16 protein-coding genes are annotated in these 19,086 nt (G+C 39.3%); 10 read left to right on the forward strand and 6 right to left on the reverse strand.

From position 1 onward, the window contains the following. Nucleotides 1–62: 62 nt before the first annotated feature. Entirely contained in the window at nucleotides 63–635 is a 573-nt protein-coding gene (locus K5G00_RS06765) for a hypothetical protein (RefSeq protein ID WP_238765376.1), read from the reverse strand. 203 nt (nucleotides 636–838) lie between these two features. Between K5G00_RS06765 and K5G00_RS06770 the strand changes: the two genes are divergently transcribed. Continuing rightward, nucleotides 839–3,331, forward strand: coding sequence for an endonuclease MutS2 (locus K5G00_RS06770; RefSeq protein WP_238765377.1), 2,493 nt, complete (start codon nucleotides 839–841; stop codon nucleotides 3,329–3,331). 59 nt (nucleotides 3,332–3,390) lie between these two features. On the opposite strand, the gene K5G00_RS06775 is transcribed toward K5G00_RS06770, so the two are convergent. Then, the gene (locus tag K5G00_RS06775; RefSeq protein ID WP_238765378.1) at nucleotides 3,391–3,717 is read right to left on the reverse strand and encodes a 4a-hydroxytetrahydrobiopterin dehydratase; all 327 of its coding nucleotides are present in this window, start codon (nucleotides 3,715–3,717) and stop codon (nucleotides 3,391–3,393) included. Between the two features lie 318 nt (nucleotides 3,718–4,035). Here K5G00_RS06775 and K5G00_RS06780 point away from each other — a divergent pair, with 318 nt between their 5' ends. Then, nucleotides 4,036–4,392, forward strand: a complete 357-nt coding sequence (locus K5G00_RS06780; RefSeq protein WP_217447706.1) for a hypothetical protein — start codon at nucleotides 4,036–4,038, stop codon at nucleotides 4,390–4,392. Nucleotides 4,393–4,455: 63 nt separating this feature from the next. Here K5G00_RS06780 and K5G00_RS06785 read toward each other — a convergent pair whose 3' ends face one another. Beyond that, nucleotides 4,456–6,408, reverse strand: a complete 1,953-nt coding sequence (locus K5G00_RS06785; protein ID WP_238765379.1) for an aconitate hydratase — start codon at nucleotides 6,406–6,408, stop codon at nucleotides 4,456–4,458. Between the two features lie 4 nt (nucleotides 6,409–6,412). After that, on the reverse strand, nucleotides 6,413–7,780 hold the full coding sequence (locus tag K5G00_RS06790) for an NAD(P)/FAD-dependent oxidoreductase (protein WP_238765380.1): 1,368 nt from the start codon (nucleotides 7,778–7,780) through the stop codon (nucleotides 6,413–6,415). Nucleotides 7,781–8,148: 368 nt separating this feature from the next. Between K5G00_RS06790 and aceE the strand changes: the two genes are divergently transcribed. From aceE to K5G00_RS06820, 6 genes are all read left to right on the forward strand, one after another. Beyond that, nucleotides 8,149–10,818 (forward strand): pyruvate dehydrogenase (acetyl-transferring), homodimeric type, encoded by a 2,670-nt coding sequence (gene aceE, locus K5G00_RS06795; RefSeq protein ID WP_238765381.1) that lies wholly within the window; start codon nucleotides 8,149–8,151, stop codon nucleotides 10,816–10,818. 51 nt (nucleotides 10,819–10,869) lie between these two features. Next, on the forward strand, nucleotides 10,870–12,180 hold the full coding sequence (locus K5G00_RS06800) for a 2-oxo acid dehydrogenase subunit E2 (protein WP_238765382.1): 1,311 nt from the start codon (nucleotides 10,870–10,872) through the stop codon (nucleotides 12,178–12,180). Between the two features lie 12 nt (nucleotides 12,181–12,192). Beyond that, complete coding sequence (lpdA, locus tag K5G00_RS06805) at nucleotides 12,193–13,611, forward strand: dihydrolipoyl dehydrogenase (protein WP_238765383.1); 1,419 nt, start codon at nucleotides 12,193–12,195, stop codon at nucleotides 13,609–13,611. An 11-nt stretch (nucleotides 13,612–13,622) separates the two neighbouring features. Continuing rightward, nucleotides 13,623–14,483 (forward strand): adenine nucleotide alpha hydrolase family protein, encoded by an 861-nt coding sequence (locus tag K5G00_RS06810; protein ID WP_238765384.1) that lies wholly within the window; start codon nucleotides 13,623–13,625, stop codon nucleotides 14,481–14,483. Nucleotides 14,484–14,678: 195 nt separating this feature from the next. Beyond that, nucleotides 14,679–15,428 (forward strand): PRC-barrel domain-containing protein, encoded by a 750-nt coding sequence (locus tag K5G00_RS06815; protein WP_238765385.1) that lies wholly within the window; start codon nucleotides 14,679–14,681, stop codon nucleotides 15,426–15,428. Between the two features lie 48 nt (nucleotides 15,429–15,476). Further along, entirely contained in the window at nucleotides 15,477–16,076 is a 600-nt protein-coding gene (locus K5G00_RS06820; protein ID WP_238765386.1) for a superoxide dismutase family protein, read from the forward strand. Nucleotides 16,077–16,133: 57 nt separating this feature from the next. On the opposite strand, the gene K5G00_RS06825 is transcribed toward K5G00_RS06820, so the two are convergent. Continuing rightward, on the reverse strand, nucleotides 16,134–16,841 hold the full coding sequence (locus K5G00_RS06825) for an SDR family NAD(P)-dependent oxidoreductase (RefSeq protein ID WP_238765387.1): 708 nt from the start codon (nucleotides 16,839–16,841) through the stop codon (nucleotides 16,134–16,136). Between the two features lie 59 nt (nucleotides 16,842–16,900). Beyond that, a complete protein-coding gene (locus K5G00_RS06830) occupies nucleotides 16,901–17,416 on the reverse strand; it encodes an HdeD family acid-resistance protein (RefSeq protein ID WP_238765388.1) in 516 nt (171 codons plus the stop codon). Nucleotides 17,417–17,881: 465 nt separating this feature from the next. On the opposite strand from K5G00_RS06830, the gene K5G00_RS06835 reads away from it, so the two are divergent. Beyond that, the gene (locus K5G00_RS06835) at nucleotides 17,882–18,280 is read left to right on the forward strand and encodes a hypothetical protein (protein WP_238765389.1); all 399 of its coding nucleotides are present in this window, start codon (nucleotides 17,882–17,884) and stop codon (nucleotides 18,278–18,280) included. Between the two features lie 50 nt (nucleotides 18,281–18,330). Further along, on the forward strand, nucleotides 18,331–19,032 hold the full coding sequence (locus tag K5G00_RS06840) for an energy transducer TonB (RefSeq protein WP_238765390.1): 702 nt from the start codon (nucleotides 18,331–18,333) through the stop codon (nucleotides 19,030–19,032). Nucleotides 19,033–19,086 lie beyond the last annotated feature (54 nt).

The raw sequence follows: 19,086 nt of genomic DNA on the forward strand, positions 1-19,086 counted from the left end.
CGCGACACAAAAAGCATAAAATCGAGTTTAAACCGGAGCTAACTTTTTTAATATCCCGTGTATTAAACGAGTAACTTCAATTTTGGCTCGTTTTTCTGTTGCTTTTCAGATGTAAGTGAAAGCAGCTCATTAACACTTGTCGTCCAGTTGTTACCAACAATTTCAAAATCGTTTGTTTTATTTAAAGTAAATAACCAATGATGTAAACGTCTTGTAATTCTATCCGGCGATTCCTGAAACCGATAGTTTGAATGCATATTTACTTCTACCGTTGCACCTTTAAATTTGTAGTTTATCCCAAAAGAACCGATTGAATATTTGTAAGTGGGATTACAAACATCTGCCTGGCTGATAAAAAGGGAACCACTCTTCTGTATCGTTCTATAACTTTGTTGTACAGAACTCTTCAATTTATTCAGAACCGTTTCGTTTTCAACAACAAGCTTCTGTGTGTCAACAACCATACTTTTTCCTTGTCCCCGAAAATAGTTTATCAAAAATTTTCTGGGTAGTTTGAACAAAGAAATGTATAACATCGCCAGAACAGAATTGAATTTTCTTTTAAAAAAATCTTCGCTTATTTTCGGCACAAAATGGTTCCACAGGTACAGGTCGATACTCATTAATAGTTTCATAACCAGAAGTATTTTATAATTTCAACAATCAAAACCACCATAATTTAATGTATATCCCGAAAAAAGAACACCACAAAACACAGTATGTTTTTAGAGAAATGTGAATAAATCTAAAAAAAGCAGACAACTCAAAACCAAAACATTAAATTTTAAACTTTCTACCTAAAAGCGATTTATTATTTTTGCGCTGAAAAACAAAGACAATGCAGAAAATTTATCCTGAAAATTTTGAAGTAAAAATCGGGTTCGACCGTATTCGTGAAATGCTACACAACAAATGCCTGAGTACCATGGGAAGCGAATGGGTAGATGAAATGCATTTTCAGGAAGAATTCGAAAATATTCAGAATCAGCTGGGAGAAGTTGATGAATTTTGTCGGATTATCCGCGAATTTGACAACTTCCCGGCCACTCATTTTTTCGATTTACGCAGTGCTCTGCAGAAAATAAAAACCGAAGGTCGTTTTTTGGAGATATCAGAACTGTTTGACTTGAAACGTTCGCTGGAATCGATTCGCGCCATTGTTTTCTTTTTCAACAAACAGGACGAAGAAGTATTTCCCCTGTTAAAAAAGAAAATTACTGCCGTTCAGATTTTTCCATACATCTACGATCGTATAGACAGTATCCTGAATAAATTTGGTAAAATCCGCGATAACGCTTCACCCGAACTGGCACAAATCAGAAAAGATATTATTTCAAGGCAATCGAGCATGTCGAAACGGCTGCACGCTATTTTAAAACAAGCGCAAAAAGACGGGTTAGTTGATGAAGAAGCAACCATTTCTATTCGCGACGGGCGCGCTGTAATTCCGGTTTCATCAGGCAATAAACGAAAATTACAGGGAATTATTTATGATGAATCGGCAACCGGAAAAACGTCGTATGTAGAGCCAAATGAAATCGTGGAGATGAACAACGAAATCCGCGAACTGGAATATGCCGAACGACGTGAAATCGTTAAAATCCTAACCGATTTTGCCAACGATATTCGCCCCTATCTGGACGAACTTTTTTATTCTTACGATTTTCTGGGTGAGATTGATTTTATTCGTGCCAAAGCAATGCTGGCAGTTGAGTTCGATGCCATTAAACCTGATGTACAAAACCAGCCGGTTGTTGACTGGTACCAGGCAATTCACCCGCTCCTTCAAAAAACGTTAAAAAAAGAAAACCGGAAAATCGTTCCTCTAAATATCCGCTTAACCGAAGAAAAACATATTTTGCTGATATCGGGGCCAAACGCCGGAGGAAAGTCTGTCTGCCTGAAAACCGTGGGATTACTGCAATACATGTTGCAGTGCGGACTTTTAGTTTCCATCAGCGAAGGAAGTAAAACCGGTATTTTCAGCCGCCTTTTTATTGACATCGGCGATGAGCAGTCGATGGAAAACGACCTGAGTACCTACAGTTCGCACCTGATGAACATGAAACATTTTGTGAAGTTCAGCGATGAAAAAACACTCATCCTCATCGACGAATTTGGAACAGGAACAGAACCCATGCTGGGAGGTGCAATTGCAGAAGCTATTCTGGATCAGCTCAACCAATTGCGAGCATTTGGTGTGATTACAACGCACTACACCAACCTGAAACATTTTGCTTCTTCAGCGGAAGGAATTGAAAACGGAGCGATGTTGTATGATTCGCAACATATGAACCCCTTGTTTCAACTGGAAATAGGGAAACCCGGGAGTTCTTTTGCTTTTGAAATCGCACGAAAAATTGGTTTGCCCGAAGATATTTTGGAAAAAGCGACCGAAAAAGTGGGGAAAAAGCATATCGATTTTGATCGTAACCTGCGACAAATCAATCGCGACAAACGCTACTGGGAAAGTAAACGGAAAAAAATTCGCCAGGTGGAAAAAATCCTGGATGAAATGGCGGCCAATTATGAAAGTGAATTACAGGAAACCAAAAAGCTGCGAAAAGAAGTGCTGGCTAAGGCCAAAGAAGATGCAGACGGATTGCTTTCAGGCGTAAACAAAAAAATTGAAAATACCATTCAGGAAATCAGGGATGCACAGGCAGAGAGAGAACGTACAAAAAAGGCGAGGGAAGAACTGGACGACCTGAAAAAACTTGTAAAACACAAGAGTGACAGCGACGATAAATTTATTCAGCAAAAAATTGACAAACTCCGTCAACGCGAAGACAAGCGGAATAAACGACGTCCGAAAGATGAAAAAAAACCAATTCCAAAAGAAAAACTGGAAGAACGAGTAGAATTAAAACCCGGTGATAAAGTTCAGATTAAAGGTCAGAATACAGTAGGCGACCTGATTGAATTAAATGATAAAAACGCGGTGGTTGCATTTGGACAACTGATTACAACATTACCCCGAAAACAGGTAGAACGCATCAGCAATAACGAAGCAAAAAAACTGGAAAAAGGAAAACGTACGGGGAATTCATCTCTAACCCAAAATTTCTCGCAACGGCGTTTAACATTTAAACCTGAAATTGATATTCGCGGACAACGTGTAGAAGAGGCCATTTCAAAAATTCAGGAATTTATTGATGAAGCCATTATGTTTGAAGTGGCGCAATTGCGGATTCTTCACGGAAAAGGCCACGGCATTTTAAAATCAACTATTCGCGACTATTTACGTTCGGAACCCATGGTACGCAGCTACAAAGACGAACATGTGGATTTTGGTGGTGCGGGAATTACAGTGGTGAATCTGGCTTTGTAACGAAACCTGCCCTATCCCCTCAAAGGACGTAAAAAAAGGGAGCGGAACTCCCGTAATTCTTACAATTCATCAATTTTTGCAGCCATAATAAAATCATTCTCTGACAGACCTCCGATGGCATGCGTGCTCAACTCTACATCAACACTTTTGTAGTGGACACAAAGGTCAGGATGGTGGTCCTCATTCTCGGCAATCCGCGCCACTTCCTGTGCAAAAGCCATACTTCGTTTAAAATTTTCAAATGGAAAACTGTACTTTATTGTTTTATTGTCGATCACTTTCCAATCGTTTTTTAACCTTTCCAAATATTTTTCAATCTTTTCGCTCTTTAATGGTTCTTCATTTCCGTTGCAGGGTTCACATTTTTGTTCTTTTAATAGTAACATAATATTTCAATTTTTATGATTCATAATTTACAGTTAAAGTCAGTGAAAAGAATATGCCATAAATTGTAAGCTGGCCGAATAACCGCTAGACAGCCGCAAAAACCGGTTTAAACCATTTAGATTTTAAAAAATTGTGGATTCGATGCACGGGAGATGGGAAAGCTGTTCCACACCAAACTTCAACACAAAAAGAAATAGACTCTGATTTTCAACAAAATAAAACACAGGAACGGCGTTTTCTCATAAAAAAGACATGTACTCCGAAATTTGGCATATTATTGGGACATTTACTTATGTTATTAAAAAAGAGGAGAAGTTATGGAAACACATGAAAAATTTAAAACAGAAATAAACCAAAAATTAAGTGAAGCAAACGCAAAAATTGTGGATTTAAGAAGGCGATCAAAAGAAAAAGGAAATACAGACGTAAAAAAGGATTTGTCAGTTATTTTACGACATCTGGAATCAGTACGCAACAACATCATGCTACAATATGAAAAAATCGACAAAACACAAAAGAAACAGGACGAGTTTCCCGAGTTGAAAAAAAATATTTACAGAAGTTTCGACTCATTTGAAGAGGCATTTTCACAGGCTGGTTCTTTGGTAAAACCGAGCAAATTCAGAACACGGGAGCGTTCAGTTGACTTTAATAATCCATTTGGAAACAGATAATATTCCTGATTCAGAGAGTCAAAAAGGGAAGCAAAATCCGGGAAACGGATACGCCTCCCTTTTTTATTTTTTTCTTTTTCTCAAAAAATTGATTAATCCTCCAGCTAGTAACAGATTCTTTTGCTGCTGCGTTAATTTACAAACGACCGGAAATTCCGCCCCTGAAATTTTGTTTACAACAAGGGCTGGTTTGCTCTCACGAATTGCTTCCCACACAAACTGAAATTCGAGAATATCACCGGAGTCTATTTTATCATAATCTCGCTGATCTTTAAAGAAAAAAGGAACAATACCGTAATTCACCAGATTTTGAAAGCCAATACGGGCATAATTTTTTGCAATAACTGCTTTTTGCCCCAAATAGCGAGGTGCAATTGCTGCATGCTCACGGCTGGAACCCTGTGCGTAATTTTCTCCTGCCACAACCACATGCCCGCCATCCGATTCTTTCATCGTCAAAGCTTTATCAAAAAATTCCTGATCGATTACATAATATGCGTATTTACTGATGGCTTCAATATTACTTCGTAACGGTAGAACTTCTGCCCCCGCTTTTAAAATTTCATCAGTAGAAATATTATCTTCCATTTTTAAAGCTACCGGCACTTTAAACGAATCTTCCACAGCTTCAAAATCGGGTAGCGACTTTATGTTTGGCCCTTTTTTCAATTCTATATCTTCATTTTTTTGTGCAGGAGGAACCAACATAAATGTATTTTTAGAAGCGTTTTCCGGCTCTTCATATTTGGGATATTTCATATACTTCCCATATTTTTTGGGATTGGTTATTTTCCCGAACAATGCAGAAACTGCCGCTGTTTCCGGACTACACAAAAACACCTGGTCGTCGGCAGTACCTGAACGGCCGGGAAAGTTACGCGGCATAGTGCGCAGGCTAATGGTATTGGAAGCAGGCGCCTGCCCCATTCCGATACATCCCATACAACCGGTTTGATGAAAACGTGCTCCGGCCTGCATCAATGCGTTTATCGCGCCCATTTTACTGAGATCTTCAATTTTTTGCCGGGAGGAAGGGTTGATATCCAGTGAAACTTCAGGAGGCATATCTTTTCCTTTTACGATTTCACTTACCATCCAAAAATCACGCAAGCCCGGGTTGGCAGAAGATCCAACAACCACCTGCGAAATCGGCTCCCCATCCACCTCATACACCGGCACTACTTTACCGGGGCTGCTGGGTTTGGCAATCAATGGCACCAAATCAGGAAGATGGATGTGGTCAGTTTTATCATATTTTGCCCCTGCATCGACCGTAATCTCCTGCCAGTCGTTTCCGCGATCTTCCTGTTTGAGCATCACCCAGGTCATATCATCCGACGGAAAAACGCTGGTTGTTGCCCCCAATTCTGCTCCCATGTTGGCAATCACGTGTCTGTCCCATGCCGAAAGTGTTTTTACCCCTTCTCCAAAATATTCAATAATGTACCCCACTCCACCTTTTACATCATAGCGTCGTAACATCTCCAGAATAATGTCTTTGGCGCTCACCCAGTCGGGCAATTCTCCTGTAAGTTCCACACCAAATATCTTAGGCATGGTAATGTAAAAGGGTTCGCCTGCAGCTGCGGTAGCCACGTCGAGTCCGCCGGCACCAATGGCCAGCATCCCCATACTTCCTGCAGAACAGGTGTGACTGTCGGAGCCAATCATTGATTTCCCCGGTTTTCCAAAACGCTCCATATGAACCACATGACTAATGCCATTTCCCGGCCGGCTAAACCAGTGTCCAAACTTTTTTGCTGCCGACTGTAAAAACAGATGATCGTCGGCATTCTTAAAATCAGTTTGTAAAAGGTTATGGTCTACATACTGAACTGCAACTTCTGCGGAAACTCTTTTGATGCCGATTTTTTCCAGCTCCAGCATAATCAAGGTTCCTGTTGCATCCTGTTGTAAAATGTGATCTATTTTTAACCCTATTTCTTCACCCGGAACCATTTCTCCGCTTAGCAGATGAGACTGAATGAGTTTTTGTGTGACATTTAATTTTTTCATCTTTTTATCCTTTTGCTTCGTTCATTTCCAATTCCATTTTCTCACTGATCTGATCCTTTTCCTTTGGAGAAGGTCTTAAAATCAAACGGATTCCGCGGTCGTAGGTAAAATAATTCCAAACCCAGTTGGCAAAAACCACTGCCTTATTTCTAAAACCAACCAAAAATAAAAGGTGAACAACCATCCACAGCAGCCACCCGGCAAAACCAAAGACTTTGATATTTCCAGGCAAATCGGCAATGGCTTTATTTTTTCCAACCGTAGCCATCACTCCTTTATTTTTGTATTTAAACTTTTTAGGCGAACGATTTTTCGCCATCCGTTTCAGGTTTCTTGCTATATGCTTTCCCTGTTGAATAGCAACCTGTGCAAGTCCGGGAAGACCTGCCTCATAGTTATCTGTTTTCATAAGAGAAACATCGCCAATGGCAAAAATCCGTTTAAAAACATCATTTGTCGATTTTCCTTTCTGAACCTGATGAAATTCATTTACAACAAGTTTTCCTTTTTTGATACTTCCGTTTTCAAAACCTTCCGGTACATTTCCTTTCACTCCGGCGGCCCAAATCAGCGTTTTTGTCGGAATTTTATTTCCGTTATTTAATGTTGCTGTTTGTCCGTCGTATTCTTCAATCATAGTGTTCAAAACGACCTGAACTCCCATCTTCTTCAAATACATGTGAGCCTTTTCTCCGGCTTTCTCCGACATGGCAGGAAGCACGCGATCCATGCCTTCAACCAAATAAATTTTAACTTTCCGAATGTCCAATTCCGGATAGTCTTTGCGCAATGCATGATATTTTAATTCGGCCAGAGCACCACAAACTTCAACACCTGTAGGTCCGGCGCCAACCACTACAAAATTGATGGGCGCACTGTTCTTTAGTCCTCGTCTTGAAACTTCCAATCGTTCAAACTGCTGAAAAATATGGCTTCGTAAATCGAGTGCATGTGTCACCTGTTTTAAGGGGAATGAATTTTTAGCAATACTTTTATTCCCAAAAAAGTTCATTTTAGCACCGGTTGCAATCACCAGGTAATCGTATTTTAAACTCCCGGCGTTGGTTTCAACTTCATTTTTTGTAGGAATTACCCGTTCAACCGTCACCATCCGAAAATAAACATCATTTTCCGGATCCATGATTTTTCTCAAAGGTCCCGCCACTGAATCGGGCTCCAATCCGGCGGTAGCTACCTGATATAAAAGTGGTTGAAAGGTGTGGTAGTTGTACCTGTCAAGTAAAACCACCTGGAAATCTTTTTTTGAGATACTCCGCAATAAATGAATCCCGCCAAAACCTCCTCCAACAATTATCAAGCGTGGTTTATCCGACTCGGGGATATTTAAAGTAAATTCTGAATGATGCTGCATAATATTTAACCTTTCCCTTTTTACTGAAAATAATATTCCACTTTTAGTGTAATCTGTAACTATTAGTTCCCGGAAAGATCATCCTACGCTATCATCGGCATTTAGGGCGCTTGGTTATAATCTTATCAATTATTTTTTGAAAAGAGCTTTTGCAAATCTGTAGAAATAAGTCTCATCTTATCCAAACATTTCCACAGGAAAACAATTACCATAATTCCCGGGAACCCGACTTAAACCAAAGCATTTCAACCAGTAAACCACCACTGCTTGTTTTTTGAAAAGTAAAGTTTTCTGTTGGAACGACTGTTGTCTCGCTTAAACTGAAAACCGACGGGAGAAAATTTTGCAGAAACAAAAAAGAAAAAAATATGGCAGTGGATACAAATGAAAAAAATAAAGTTACAGCGTTTGAAAACAGGGAGTGGCTGGATTCCATTGATTACGTCATCAAAAACAGTGACCCGGAACGTGTGGAGGAAATTTTTGAATTATTACGAAACAGAATCAGTGAAAATGGAATATCGTTAAATCACCAACTCAACACACTTTATATAAATACAATTCCCAAAAATGGAGAGTCAAAATATCCGGGAAACCGCGAGTTGGAGCGGAAAATTAAAAGTATTATCCGCTGGAACGCCATGGCAATGGTTGTTCAGGCCAACAGAAAAAAAGACGGAATTGGAGGCCATATTTCAACCTATGCTTCAGCTGCTACGCTTTACGAAGTTGGATTTAACCATTTTTTCAGGGGAGGTGATGACGACAAACCAGCCGATATTATTTATTTTCAGGGACACGCCTCTCCGGGAATATACGCTCGTTCGTTTCTGGAAGGAAGAATTTCAGAAAAGATGCTGGAAAATTTCCGGCGTGAATTAAATCCCGACGGAGGATTACCTTCTTACCCACACCCGCGATTAATGCAGGACTACTGGCAATTTCCAACTGTTTCAATGGGGCTGGCGCCAATTATGGCCATTTACCAGGCCCGGTTCAATAAGTATTTACAGGACAAAGGCTTGCTCAAAGCTCCAAATCAAAAAGTGTGGGCATTTTTGGGCGATGGTGAAATGGATGAGCCCGAGTCGATGGGGGCGCTTACACTGGCTTCACGTGAAGAACTGGACAACCTGATTTTTGTAATCAACTGCAATCTTCAGCGCCTCGACGGCCCGGTGCGCGGAAACGGATCGATTATCCAGGAACTGGAAGCAGCTTTTAAAGGAGCCGGCTGGAATGTGATAAAAGTTGCACAGGGAGAAAACTGGGACCCTCTGCTTGATAAAGACAAAAACGGCGCGCTTAAAAAACGCTTAGGCGAATTGGTTGACGGGGAAAGACAGAAATTCTCCATTTCAGGGGGGGATTATATTCGAAAAGAATTCTTTGGAAAAAGTGAGGAATTAAAAGCATTGGTGAAAAACATGAGCGACGAGGATTTGGAAAAACTTCGCCGAGGCGGCCATGATCCTCAAAAAGTATTTAATGCTTACAAAAAAGCGGTGAATACAAAAAATAAACCCACTGTAATTCTGGCACAAACCATAAAGGGTTACGGTTTAGGCGAAGCCGGTGAAGGAAGAAACATTACGCATCAGCAAAAAAAATTAAACGAAGAAGAGCTGATGCATTTTCGCGACAGATTTAACATTCCAATTTCAGATGAAGATGTGGCAAAAGCTCCGTTTTACAGACCAGACGAAAAAAGCGAAGAGATAAAATATTTAATCAAAAGACGAAAGGAATTACAAGGATTCCTTCCTAAAAGAAACCGGGGGAAAGCAAAATTTGAAATGCCGGAATCTAAGGTTTTTGAAGAATTTTTCAGAAGTTCAGGTAAACGCGAAGTAGCTACAACTCAGGCTGCTGTTCAGCTGCTTTCAAAACTTTTAAAAGATAAAAATATTGGAAAACTAGTCGTTCCAATCGTTCCCGATGAATCGAGAACATTTGGAATGGACGCGCTGTTTCGACAATCGGGGATTTACGCCCATAAAGGCCAGTTGTACGAACCGGTTGACAGGGAAAGTTTGCTGTATTACAAAGAGGCCAAAAACGGCGCAATTCTGGAAGAAGGAATCACCGAAGCTGGCTCCATGTCGTCGTTTATTGCTGCAGGCACAGCTTATTCAACGCATCAGATCAATTGCATTCCCTTTTATGTTTTCTACTCCATGTTTGGATTTCAGCGGGTTGGTGATTTTATGTGGGCCGCCGCTGATGCGCGGGCCAAAGGATTTTTGCTGGGAGGAACTGCCGGACGGTCTACGCTCGCAGGAGAAGGCCTTCAGCATCAGGACGGACACAGTCACCTGCTTGCCTTAACCATTCCCACAGTACGAGCCTACGACCCGGCATTTGCCTTTGAGCTGGCTGTAATTATTCGTGATGGGATAAAAAGAATGTATGACAACGGAGAAGAAATTTTCTACTACATCACAGTAATGAACGAAAAATATAAAATGCCGCCAATGCCTGCACGAAAAGAGATTGAAACGGGAATTATAAACGGAATGTACAAATACCGCAGCAGCCAGAAAAACAAACACAATATTCATTTGCTGGGAAGCGGCTCCATTCTGAACGAGGCACTAAAAGCCGCCGACATGCTCAAAAAAGAATACGATATTTTCCCGGAAGTGTGGAGTGTTACCAGTTATAAAATGTTGTATGACGATGCCGTGGAAACAGAACGTGTAAACCGCTTTAATGAAGAAAAACGGAAAAGTTATATCGAGGAATGTGTAGGCACCGATCTGGGGACCTTTATTGCAGCAAGCGATTATGTGAAAGCACTTCCACTTTCGGTTTCCAGGTGGTTTCCCGGAAAATTTACAGCACTTGGAACCGATGGATTTGGCCTTAGTGAACACCGCGATGAATTAAGAGAACACTTTGAAATCAATGCAAATCATATTGTTTGGGAGACTTTGTTGAATCTGTATTATCAGAAAAAAATCAACAAAACGGTTTTAAATCAGGCAAAAGAAAAACTGAACATCAACAGCGATAAAAAGTCGCCTGCAAACATCTGATAAAAAATCGAAAAATCTATCAAGTATTTGTTTTATAAAACTTTAAAAGAAATGAAAAAAGAAATTAGAATTCCCGATATAGCAGAAAATGTTGAAACCGGATTAATCGCCGGAATATTGGTTTCAGCAGGCGATAAAGTCTCGGAAGATCAAGCCCTGGTTGAGATAGAAACCGACAAAGCAACCACCGATATTCCTTCGCCTTTTGATGGCGTTGTTGACGAAATAAAAGTGGAAGAAGGTGATGAAGTAAAAGTAAACCAGGTTATTATAATTATTGAAACCGAAGGAGAAGCGAAAGGCGACACAGAAAGCGACGACAAAAACAAAGAAAAAAACGCTGGCTCGGAAGACGAAAAAGAGGAAAAGACAAAAGAAAAAGCTGAGGATGATGGCGAAGAGGCGGGAAGTAAAGATGACGAACAAAGAAAAAAAGAAAGTGACACAACTGAAAAAGATGAAAAAGAAACAAAGGATTTAAGTGATATTCCTGCATCACCATCAGTTCGAAGGCTGGCGCGTGAATTGGATGTAGATTTGACTCAGGTTGAGGGCAGTGGACCGGGGAAAAGAATTACTGCAGAAGATGTAAAAAGTTTTAGCAAAAGACCGGAGAAAACAGAAGAACAAAAAAAATCTGCTCATCTACCCGATTTTTCGCAGTGGGGACCGACATCCAAAAAATCAATGACAACCATTCGAAAAATTACCGCAAAAAATGTTTCAAAAGCATGGCAAACGATTCCGCATGTAACTCAATTTGATGAGGCCGACATTACCGGACTTGAAGATTTCAGGAAAAATTATGCAGGAAAAGTGGAAAAAGCCGGTGGAAAGCTTACCGTTACAGCTATCTTATTAAAAATCTTGGGATTCGCGCTTCAAAAATTCCCTCGTTTTAACTCCAGCCTTGATATCGAAAACGATCAAATTATAAACAAACATTATTACAATGTGGGAATTGCCGCAGATACGCCACAGGGTTTGCTGGTTCCGGTGGTTCGCGATGTGAATTCAAAATCGCTTACAGAGCTCTCTACAGAACTAAGCGAGCTGGCACAAAAAGCCCGCGACAAGAAACTTTCCACAGAGGAAATGCAGGGAGGCAATTTTACAATTTCGAATCTTGGTGGTATTGGCGGAACTGCATTCACACCTATTGTTTTGCCGCCTCAGGTGGCCATTCTGGGTGTATCAAGAGCAAAATACAAACCGGCTTATAAAGACAATGAGTTGAAAAAACGCTTAATCATCCCGTTATCGCTTTCATACGATCACCGGGTAATTGATGGTGCGGACGGCGCCCGCTTCCTGCGTTGGATTTGTGATGTGATTGAAGACCCTTATGCCATTTTGCAATAAAAAGAACAAATTATGAGTACATCAGAAAAACATAAATTGGTAATTATAGGTGCAGGCCCGGGGGGCTACCGAGCCGCTTTCATGGCGGCTGATCTGGGACTTGATGTTACGTTGATTGATTCGGAAGTCAACCCGGGAGGCGTTTGTCTGTACCGGGGATGTATTCCAACCAAAGCCCTGCTTCATCTGGCGAGAATAAAAGCCGATGCCGAACATGCAGGCGACCTTGGAATTCATTTTGATAAAGTGAGAGTAAATACAGAGGAAGTTGGAAAATGGAAAACCGGCGTAGTGAAAAAACTTACCGGTGGTTTGGGCCAGCTGGTAAAAGCACGAAAAATAAATTATGTCCGCGGGAAGGCAACATTTTTGGATTCGGAAACCATTCAGATCGAAACAAACGAAGGCGATAAAAAAGAGATAACATTCGAAAATGCAATCGTTGCAACCGGAGCCAAACCCATCGAACTGCCGGGAATTGATATGAGCAACCCGAAAATAATGCATTCGGCACAATCGCTCGAATTAAAAGACATTCCCAATAAAATGTTGGTTGTTGGCGGAGGTTACATCGGGTTGGAAATGGCGGTAATTTATAAATCGCTGGGAACGGAAATAACAGTCGTAGAACTGACTGACGATTTAATGCCGGGAATGGATAAAGATTTGGTCCATGAATTCAAAAAGGTCAATAAAAATACCTTTAAAGAAATTCTTCCGGAGACAAAACTAAAAACCCTCCGGGAAAAAGGTGAAGCAATTGAAGCCGACTTTGAAGACGCAAAAAAAAAGAAGTTTAGCAAAACATATGATAAAGTTCTCGTTTCGGTAGGGCAAAATCCGAACTCCCGAAATATAGGTCTGGAAAATACTTCAGTAGGAACCGATGAAAAAGGTTTTATTAAGGTGAACAAGCGAATGCAAACCACACAAAAAAATATTTATGCCATTGGCGATGTTGCCGGGCCGCCTCTGTTGGCGCATAAAGCAAGCTACGAAGGAAAAGTAGCCGCAGAAGTAATAGCGGGGAAAAAATCGGCAAACGATGCCAAAGCAATCCCGGCTGTAATATATACCGAACCCGAAATTGCAGTTTGCGGACTCAGCGAAAAAGAGGCAAAAGAAAAAGGAATCAGTTACAAAGTAGTAAAATTCCCGTGGCCCGCGTCGGGTAGGGCAATTGCAATGAATGAAAAATCGGGATTTACAAAACTTTTAGTAAACCCCGACAACGAACGAATTTTAGGAGCGGGAATCGTGGGCAGAAATGCAGGAGATATGATTGCTGAGATAGCACTTGCCATTGAAATGGCAGCTACTGCAGAAGATGTGGCATTAACCATTCACCCCCACCCTACGCTTTCGGAAACCATTATGGAAGCCGCCGAAATGTTCTACGGGCATCCGGCGCACACATTCATAAAAAAATAAAATTTATCATAATGAAAACAATTATTATCAGCGACATAAAAAGTAAAAAAGATTCAATAATAAAATTCGGATTACATCTTGCAAAACATTTGGAAACAGAAGTTGATGTTCTTCACCCAATCGATTCGCGGGTACATCAGGGGGAATACAGTGCGGTTTCCGATTCACAATCAGTTACACCCGGAAACACTCTTTCGCACGGAGAAATCATTTTCAGAGAAAAAGAGAGTGTAAAAAAAGATCTGGATAAATTACTCAGTGGCGAAGCATCGAGGCTAAATTATCCGCTGAAAATAAATGTAGCTGTTGAAGAAGAAAGTATTGATGATGCAATAAAAAACAGTTCAAATGATAGCGATGACAAGATTTTTGTTATCAGCGCTGAACCCGATGGAAATATTTTTCACTCAAAAAATGAGATACGAAGTACTGTAAAAAACAATAATGCGATTTGTTTGCTGGTTCCGCCGGGGACTTCATTCTCTTCGCTCCATAAAATTCTAATTCCGGTTGATTTCCACACCAGTCATGTAAATACATTTACCGGCCTTCATTCTTTTTTCAAAAAGATAAATCCGTATTTGATTGCTGCAGATGTTTCAGAAAACAGCGATTATGCGGAAAAAGAGCTTAAAAGTCAAACCTGGATGGAATTGGTAAAAGAAATCATACCCGCTTCAAAAATAAGTACCAGTACACTGGAAGGAAAAAATTACGCTGATACCATTGCCCGCTATTGTAACCGAAATAGACCAGATTTGTTACTGCTATCGCTGCAAAAACAAAATCCTGTAAAACAAATGTTTAGTAAAAATGACCTGGATAAACTAGCCGATAAGGTAAATGTCCCCGTTTTAATTCACTATTATTAACAATTGTAGAATTTTACGCAGAGATGAGGAAATGTTACACAAAACATTTAAAACACTCTCTGTCTCCATTTTATAAGTTAACTCCGAACCGCTGCACATAACCTGGGATTCAGCCCTAAAGCAAGATATAAAAAGCAGGCATCCGTGTTCTGGCACATTTTTATCACTAATAATTACTGAGAAAAATATAAAGTTATGAAACGCAGTATTAAAGAATTATTAGGATATACAATACAAGCTATTGATGGGCAAAAGGGAAAAGTAAATGATTTTTTGTTTGATGACGAAACATGGATAATTCGTTATCTGGAAGCTGAATTAGGAAATTTTTTTTCCGAGAAACGGGTGCTTATTCCCCGAAATCATTTAAAGGAACCTCATTGGGAAAACAAACATTTTACGGTTGATCTAACGGTTAAGAAAATAGAGAATTCGCCTGATTTGGAATTTGACCTACCTGTTTCGCGTACTTATGAAAAGGAACTGGCTAAACATTACGACCTAAAACCCTACTGGCCGGTAAACATGACAGTGCACAACGGAATTACGTCGCTTTATGATCCGCGGAGCCCTTTACAAATTCCAACAAAAATTGTAGACAAAGAAATAGAAGAAACTCATTTACGAAGTTTCAAAGAAATAAGCAGCTACAATATAAAATCCATTGATGACCGATTTGGACATATCCACGATCTGATTATCGACGACGATTTATGGCAAATTGTTTATGTAGTGGTCGACACAATAAATATTGTGCCCTGGAGCAAAAGAGTTCTTTTACCTATAGAGGTGATAAAGAGAATTAGTTATAAACATCAGCAAGCAGTAATTGATTTGCCCAAAGAAACCATTAAAGATGCTCCGGAATATGATCCTTCAATGGCTATTAACTCAGAGTTTGAGAAAGTCTTGTATGATTTCTACGGAAGAAAAGTAATTCACTAAACAGGAAACAATAAAAAAGGAATTGTTATATCATTAAAATTCATCATTATGAAAAAGATAAGTTTACCCTTTACCGGGCTACTGACAGCCCTTCTTTTTATGTCAGTACAATCATGTACAAACAGTACAAAAAACAATCAGGAGAGTGAAAAAGAAATACAGCCGGTGCTGGAAGAAAAGCATGCGGAAACAAATTTTACAAAAGCAATTTGTGTACTGCATCCTACCGAAGGCAACGATGTGAAAGGAACAGTAACATTCACTAAAACTACCTCGGGAGTTGACGTTGTTGCCGATCTGGAAGGTCTGACTCCGGGAAAACATGGTTTTCATATACACGAATATGGCGATTGTTCAAAACCCGACGGAACATCAGCTGGAGGACATTTTAATCCGGACCATAAAGACCACGGCGGACCGGCGGACATGGAAAGACATGTTGGAGACCTCGGAAATATTGAAGCAGGTGAAGATGGAAAAGCACATCTGGAATTGAATGACACAATGATTAAACTAAATGGTGAACATTCAATTATTGGCAGAGGAATTATTGTTCACGCGGGAGAAGACGATTTAACGTCTCAACCCACAGGAGCGGCCGGTGCCAGAGTCGCCTGCGGAGTTATTGGAATAGCAGGCACAGAATAAATTGATAAAAGAAAAAGAAAGCGATACTAAAAAGAGAGGCCAACCGGTCTCTCTTTTTTACATTTTACGAACGTCGAGAAATAAACCCGACTCGTAGTTTTTTAAACGCTCAATCTTCTTTGAAATATTTCCGGCTGCGTTTTCAGGGGTTGGCATTTGCTCTGTCCCTTTTGCACTTTTTAATCTTTTCATGGTAGGAAATTTTTCATTCTCCGGTAATCCATAAATATAATCCTGCATTTTTGTATCGATTAACCCGGGAGCAAGCGCACAAAAATGAATATCGGGAAACTCTTTGGCATACAAATTTATCAGCATATTTAATGTGGCTTTTGACAGGGAATATGCATTCCATCCGCGTGAACCGCTTACCGATGCTCCGGATGAAATAGCCACAATTTGTTTGATTTCTTTAACCGCATCAGTCAGAGCATCAATAAGTAATTTATTGGCCCACACATTTACATCCATCACTTTCTGTATCTCGTTGAGCTGAGTCTCTTTTAAATCTTTTATTTCACTCAACATTCCGGCATTTAAAATAACGAGGTCAAGTTGTTTTACTTCCTGTAGAAAAGAAAAAATATTTTGAGGTAAACGTTCAAAATCAGTCACATCCTGACTCAAAAAATGAAAATTTTCGTTCGAGTCTAATCCCTCATTTATTTTCCTGCTGATGCCGAAAACCGTGTTCCCATTTTCAAGATAATATTTTGCAAATCCAAAACCTAATCCTGAACTGGTACCTGTTATTAGAATATTCATAATTATTTTTTTTGTTCATTTTTTTCAAAAGGGAATCAACAAACCGCGCTGCAGAAAAGCTAATTCTGACGAAATTTTGAAGTATTTATAATTGAAAACAATCCGTATATCAACGCATAGATACCTATTAAAACCGTAATCATACGTGTACTCTCAAAAGGATTAAGAACGATAATCCCTCCGGTAACAACCGACAATATTCCTACGAGTAACATAATTGTATTTGTAAAACCTGCATTTCTGTTTCTAAAAAAAGAAAACATTAAAATTGCTCCGATTACCAAAGCCCAAATACCGATAATAGCGACCAAAAGAGTGGCAACCAACTCCGGTTTTGACAAAATCAACACTCCCAGTAAAAGTCCGATTATACCTTCCGGCAACAACAAATACCAACGCGAATTATTTTTTCTTAAACGAACAGCGCCGGCAACTGTTGCAATCCCGCCCACCAGGATAGTAAATGCAAAATAAACTCCAAGTGCAGCTAAAGTTATCCCGGGAAACAGGATGGCTACCAGTCCGAAAACAATGGCTAAAAAGCCATTTATATTGATAAAATAACGTTTAAACATCTTTTACAATTTTATTTATTTACAAATCGTTTAGAAATAATTGTACCAATTTAAAAAGTGTTGCTTTAAGAACATTCCTTAATTCTTCCTGCGAAGAAATTCTACAGTCACTCTACATAATTCCTCACACTGCGATTTTAATAAAGAATTCTCTGTTCAATCCTTTAAAACACGAGTCTTCCGGAAGACCAGACTCAGCTTGTTTTGAACAAATGATAAAACTACTTTGTTTTTATTTTTATTCTCTCCCCAAAAAAACACACAAAACACTCACAATCAAAACAATAAACAACAAACAAAACCATCTCATTTTGTCAGGGAACACTTTATTTTAAAAATTTCATTATCCTTTTTATCGCCCTCTGGCTCCATAACAAATTTGGTTACTTTCAATCAAAAATACTCGATTCATGGCATAGTATTTTCATCTTTTTATATAGAAATAAAGTTAAAAATTATTTAAGCATGAATGGGTTATTTTTGGGTATCATTTATTTGGTTTCAATTTCATTTTTTATAACTCTCTTTTTTATAATGTTATTAAAAAGGAGAGGCCCATGGGGAAGTTTTTGGACCTTTTTCGCCATTATACTTCTGTCGGTATTTGTTGCCGACACATGGGTTGGTCCGGTAGGCCCTATATTTTTCAACCATATTTATTGGGTACCTCCGCTGACTGTAGGATTGCTGATTGCACTTCTACTGGCAGCAACGACACCCAGCCCAAAGACAAAAAGTGAATTGGAGCTGCAGAAAAAAGAAATAACAGAAAACAAAAAAGCAACCATTACACTTGGAACCTTTTTTTGGTTCCTGTTTGCTGTAATGCTTATGCTCATAATAGCCGGTTCTGTTTTTAAATAGTGAATAGTTAATAACCACAAAAATTTGAAAAAGTTATGAGACAATTAAAAATGAAAAAAACGATTACAAGTTTATTTGCAGTTGTATTTGCAATGTTCTTCGTCTTTGGAGCTTCGGCGCAAAAACACATGCACCACAAAAACAATTACATGATAAGTGATTTAGAAAGAATGGAAGACGAAAACATGGATTATTTAAACCAGATTTACAAAATCGTAAAAGACTATCCTGCCTTTTCCTACACCTACCGCTTAGAAGATGGTAAAGTTAAAAACGTGGTAGTGGAAGGGGTTAATAATAATCTGGACAGAAAAAGACTTGAAATAGTACTGTTTGACCTGAAAACCAATAAAAACAGGATGAAAAACAAAGCCAACCGAATGGGTGTTTTTTATTCAGTTGACGAACAAGCTGAATATGAAGACGGTTGGGAATCATTAAAAACAGATATTTTAAGTAACCTGAATTATGCTGATGAAGCAAAAAACTGGGGTGTTGAAGGAACCGTTTTTGTAAAATTTGTTGTTGATGAAAATGGAGAAATTCCTTTTATTTCCACAAGTACAAACATGGAATCGCCAATAGACATGCATGTTGATAAACTCGAACAAGCAGCAGCAGAAGCTATTAAAGCAACATCAGGAGACTGGGAACCGAGTGAAGTTGAGAATGAAGAAGTAGCCTCACTCCTTATTATTCCGGTTACATTTGATGTAAAGAAAAGTCCATTTTTACCTACAATGATATTGTAGTTATAAAAACAAGCAAAAAAACGGATTGAATGAATTTTCAATCCGTTTTTTTAA

The sequence above is a fragment of the Maribellus maritimus genome, from assembly GCF_022267315.1.
In the GTDB taxonomy this organism is placed as follows: domain Bacteria; phylum Bacteroidota; class Bacteroidia; order Bacteroidales; family Prolixibacteraceae; genus Draconibacterium; species Draconibacterium maritimum.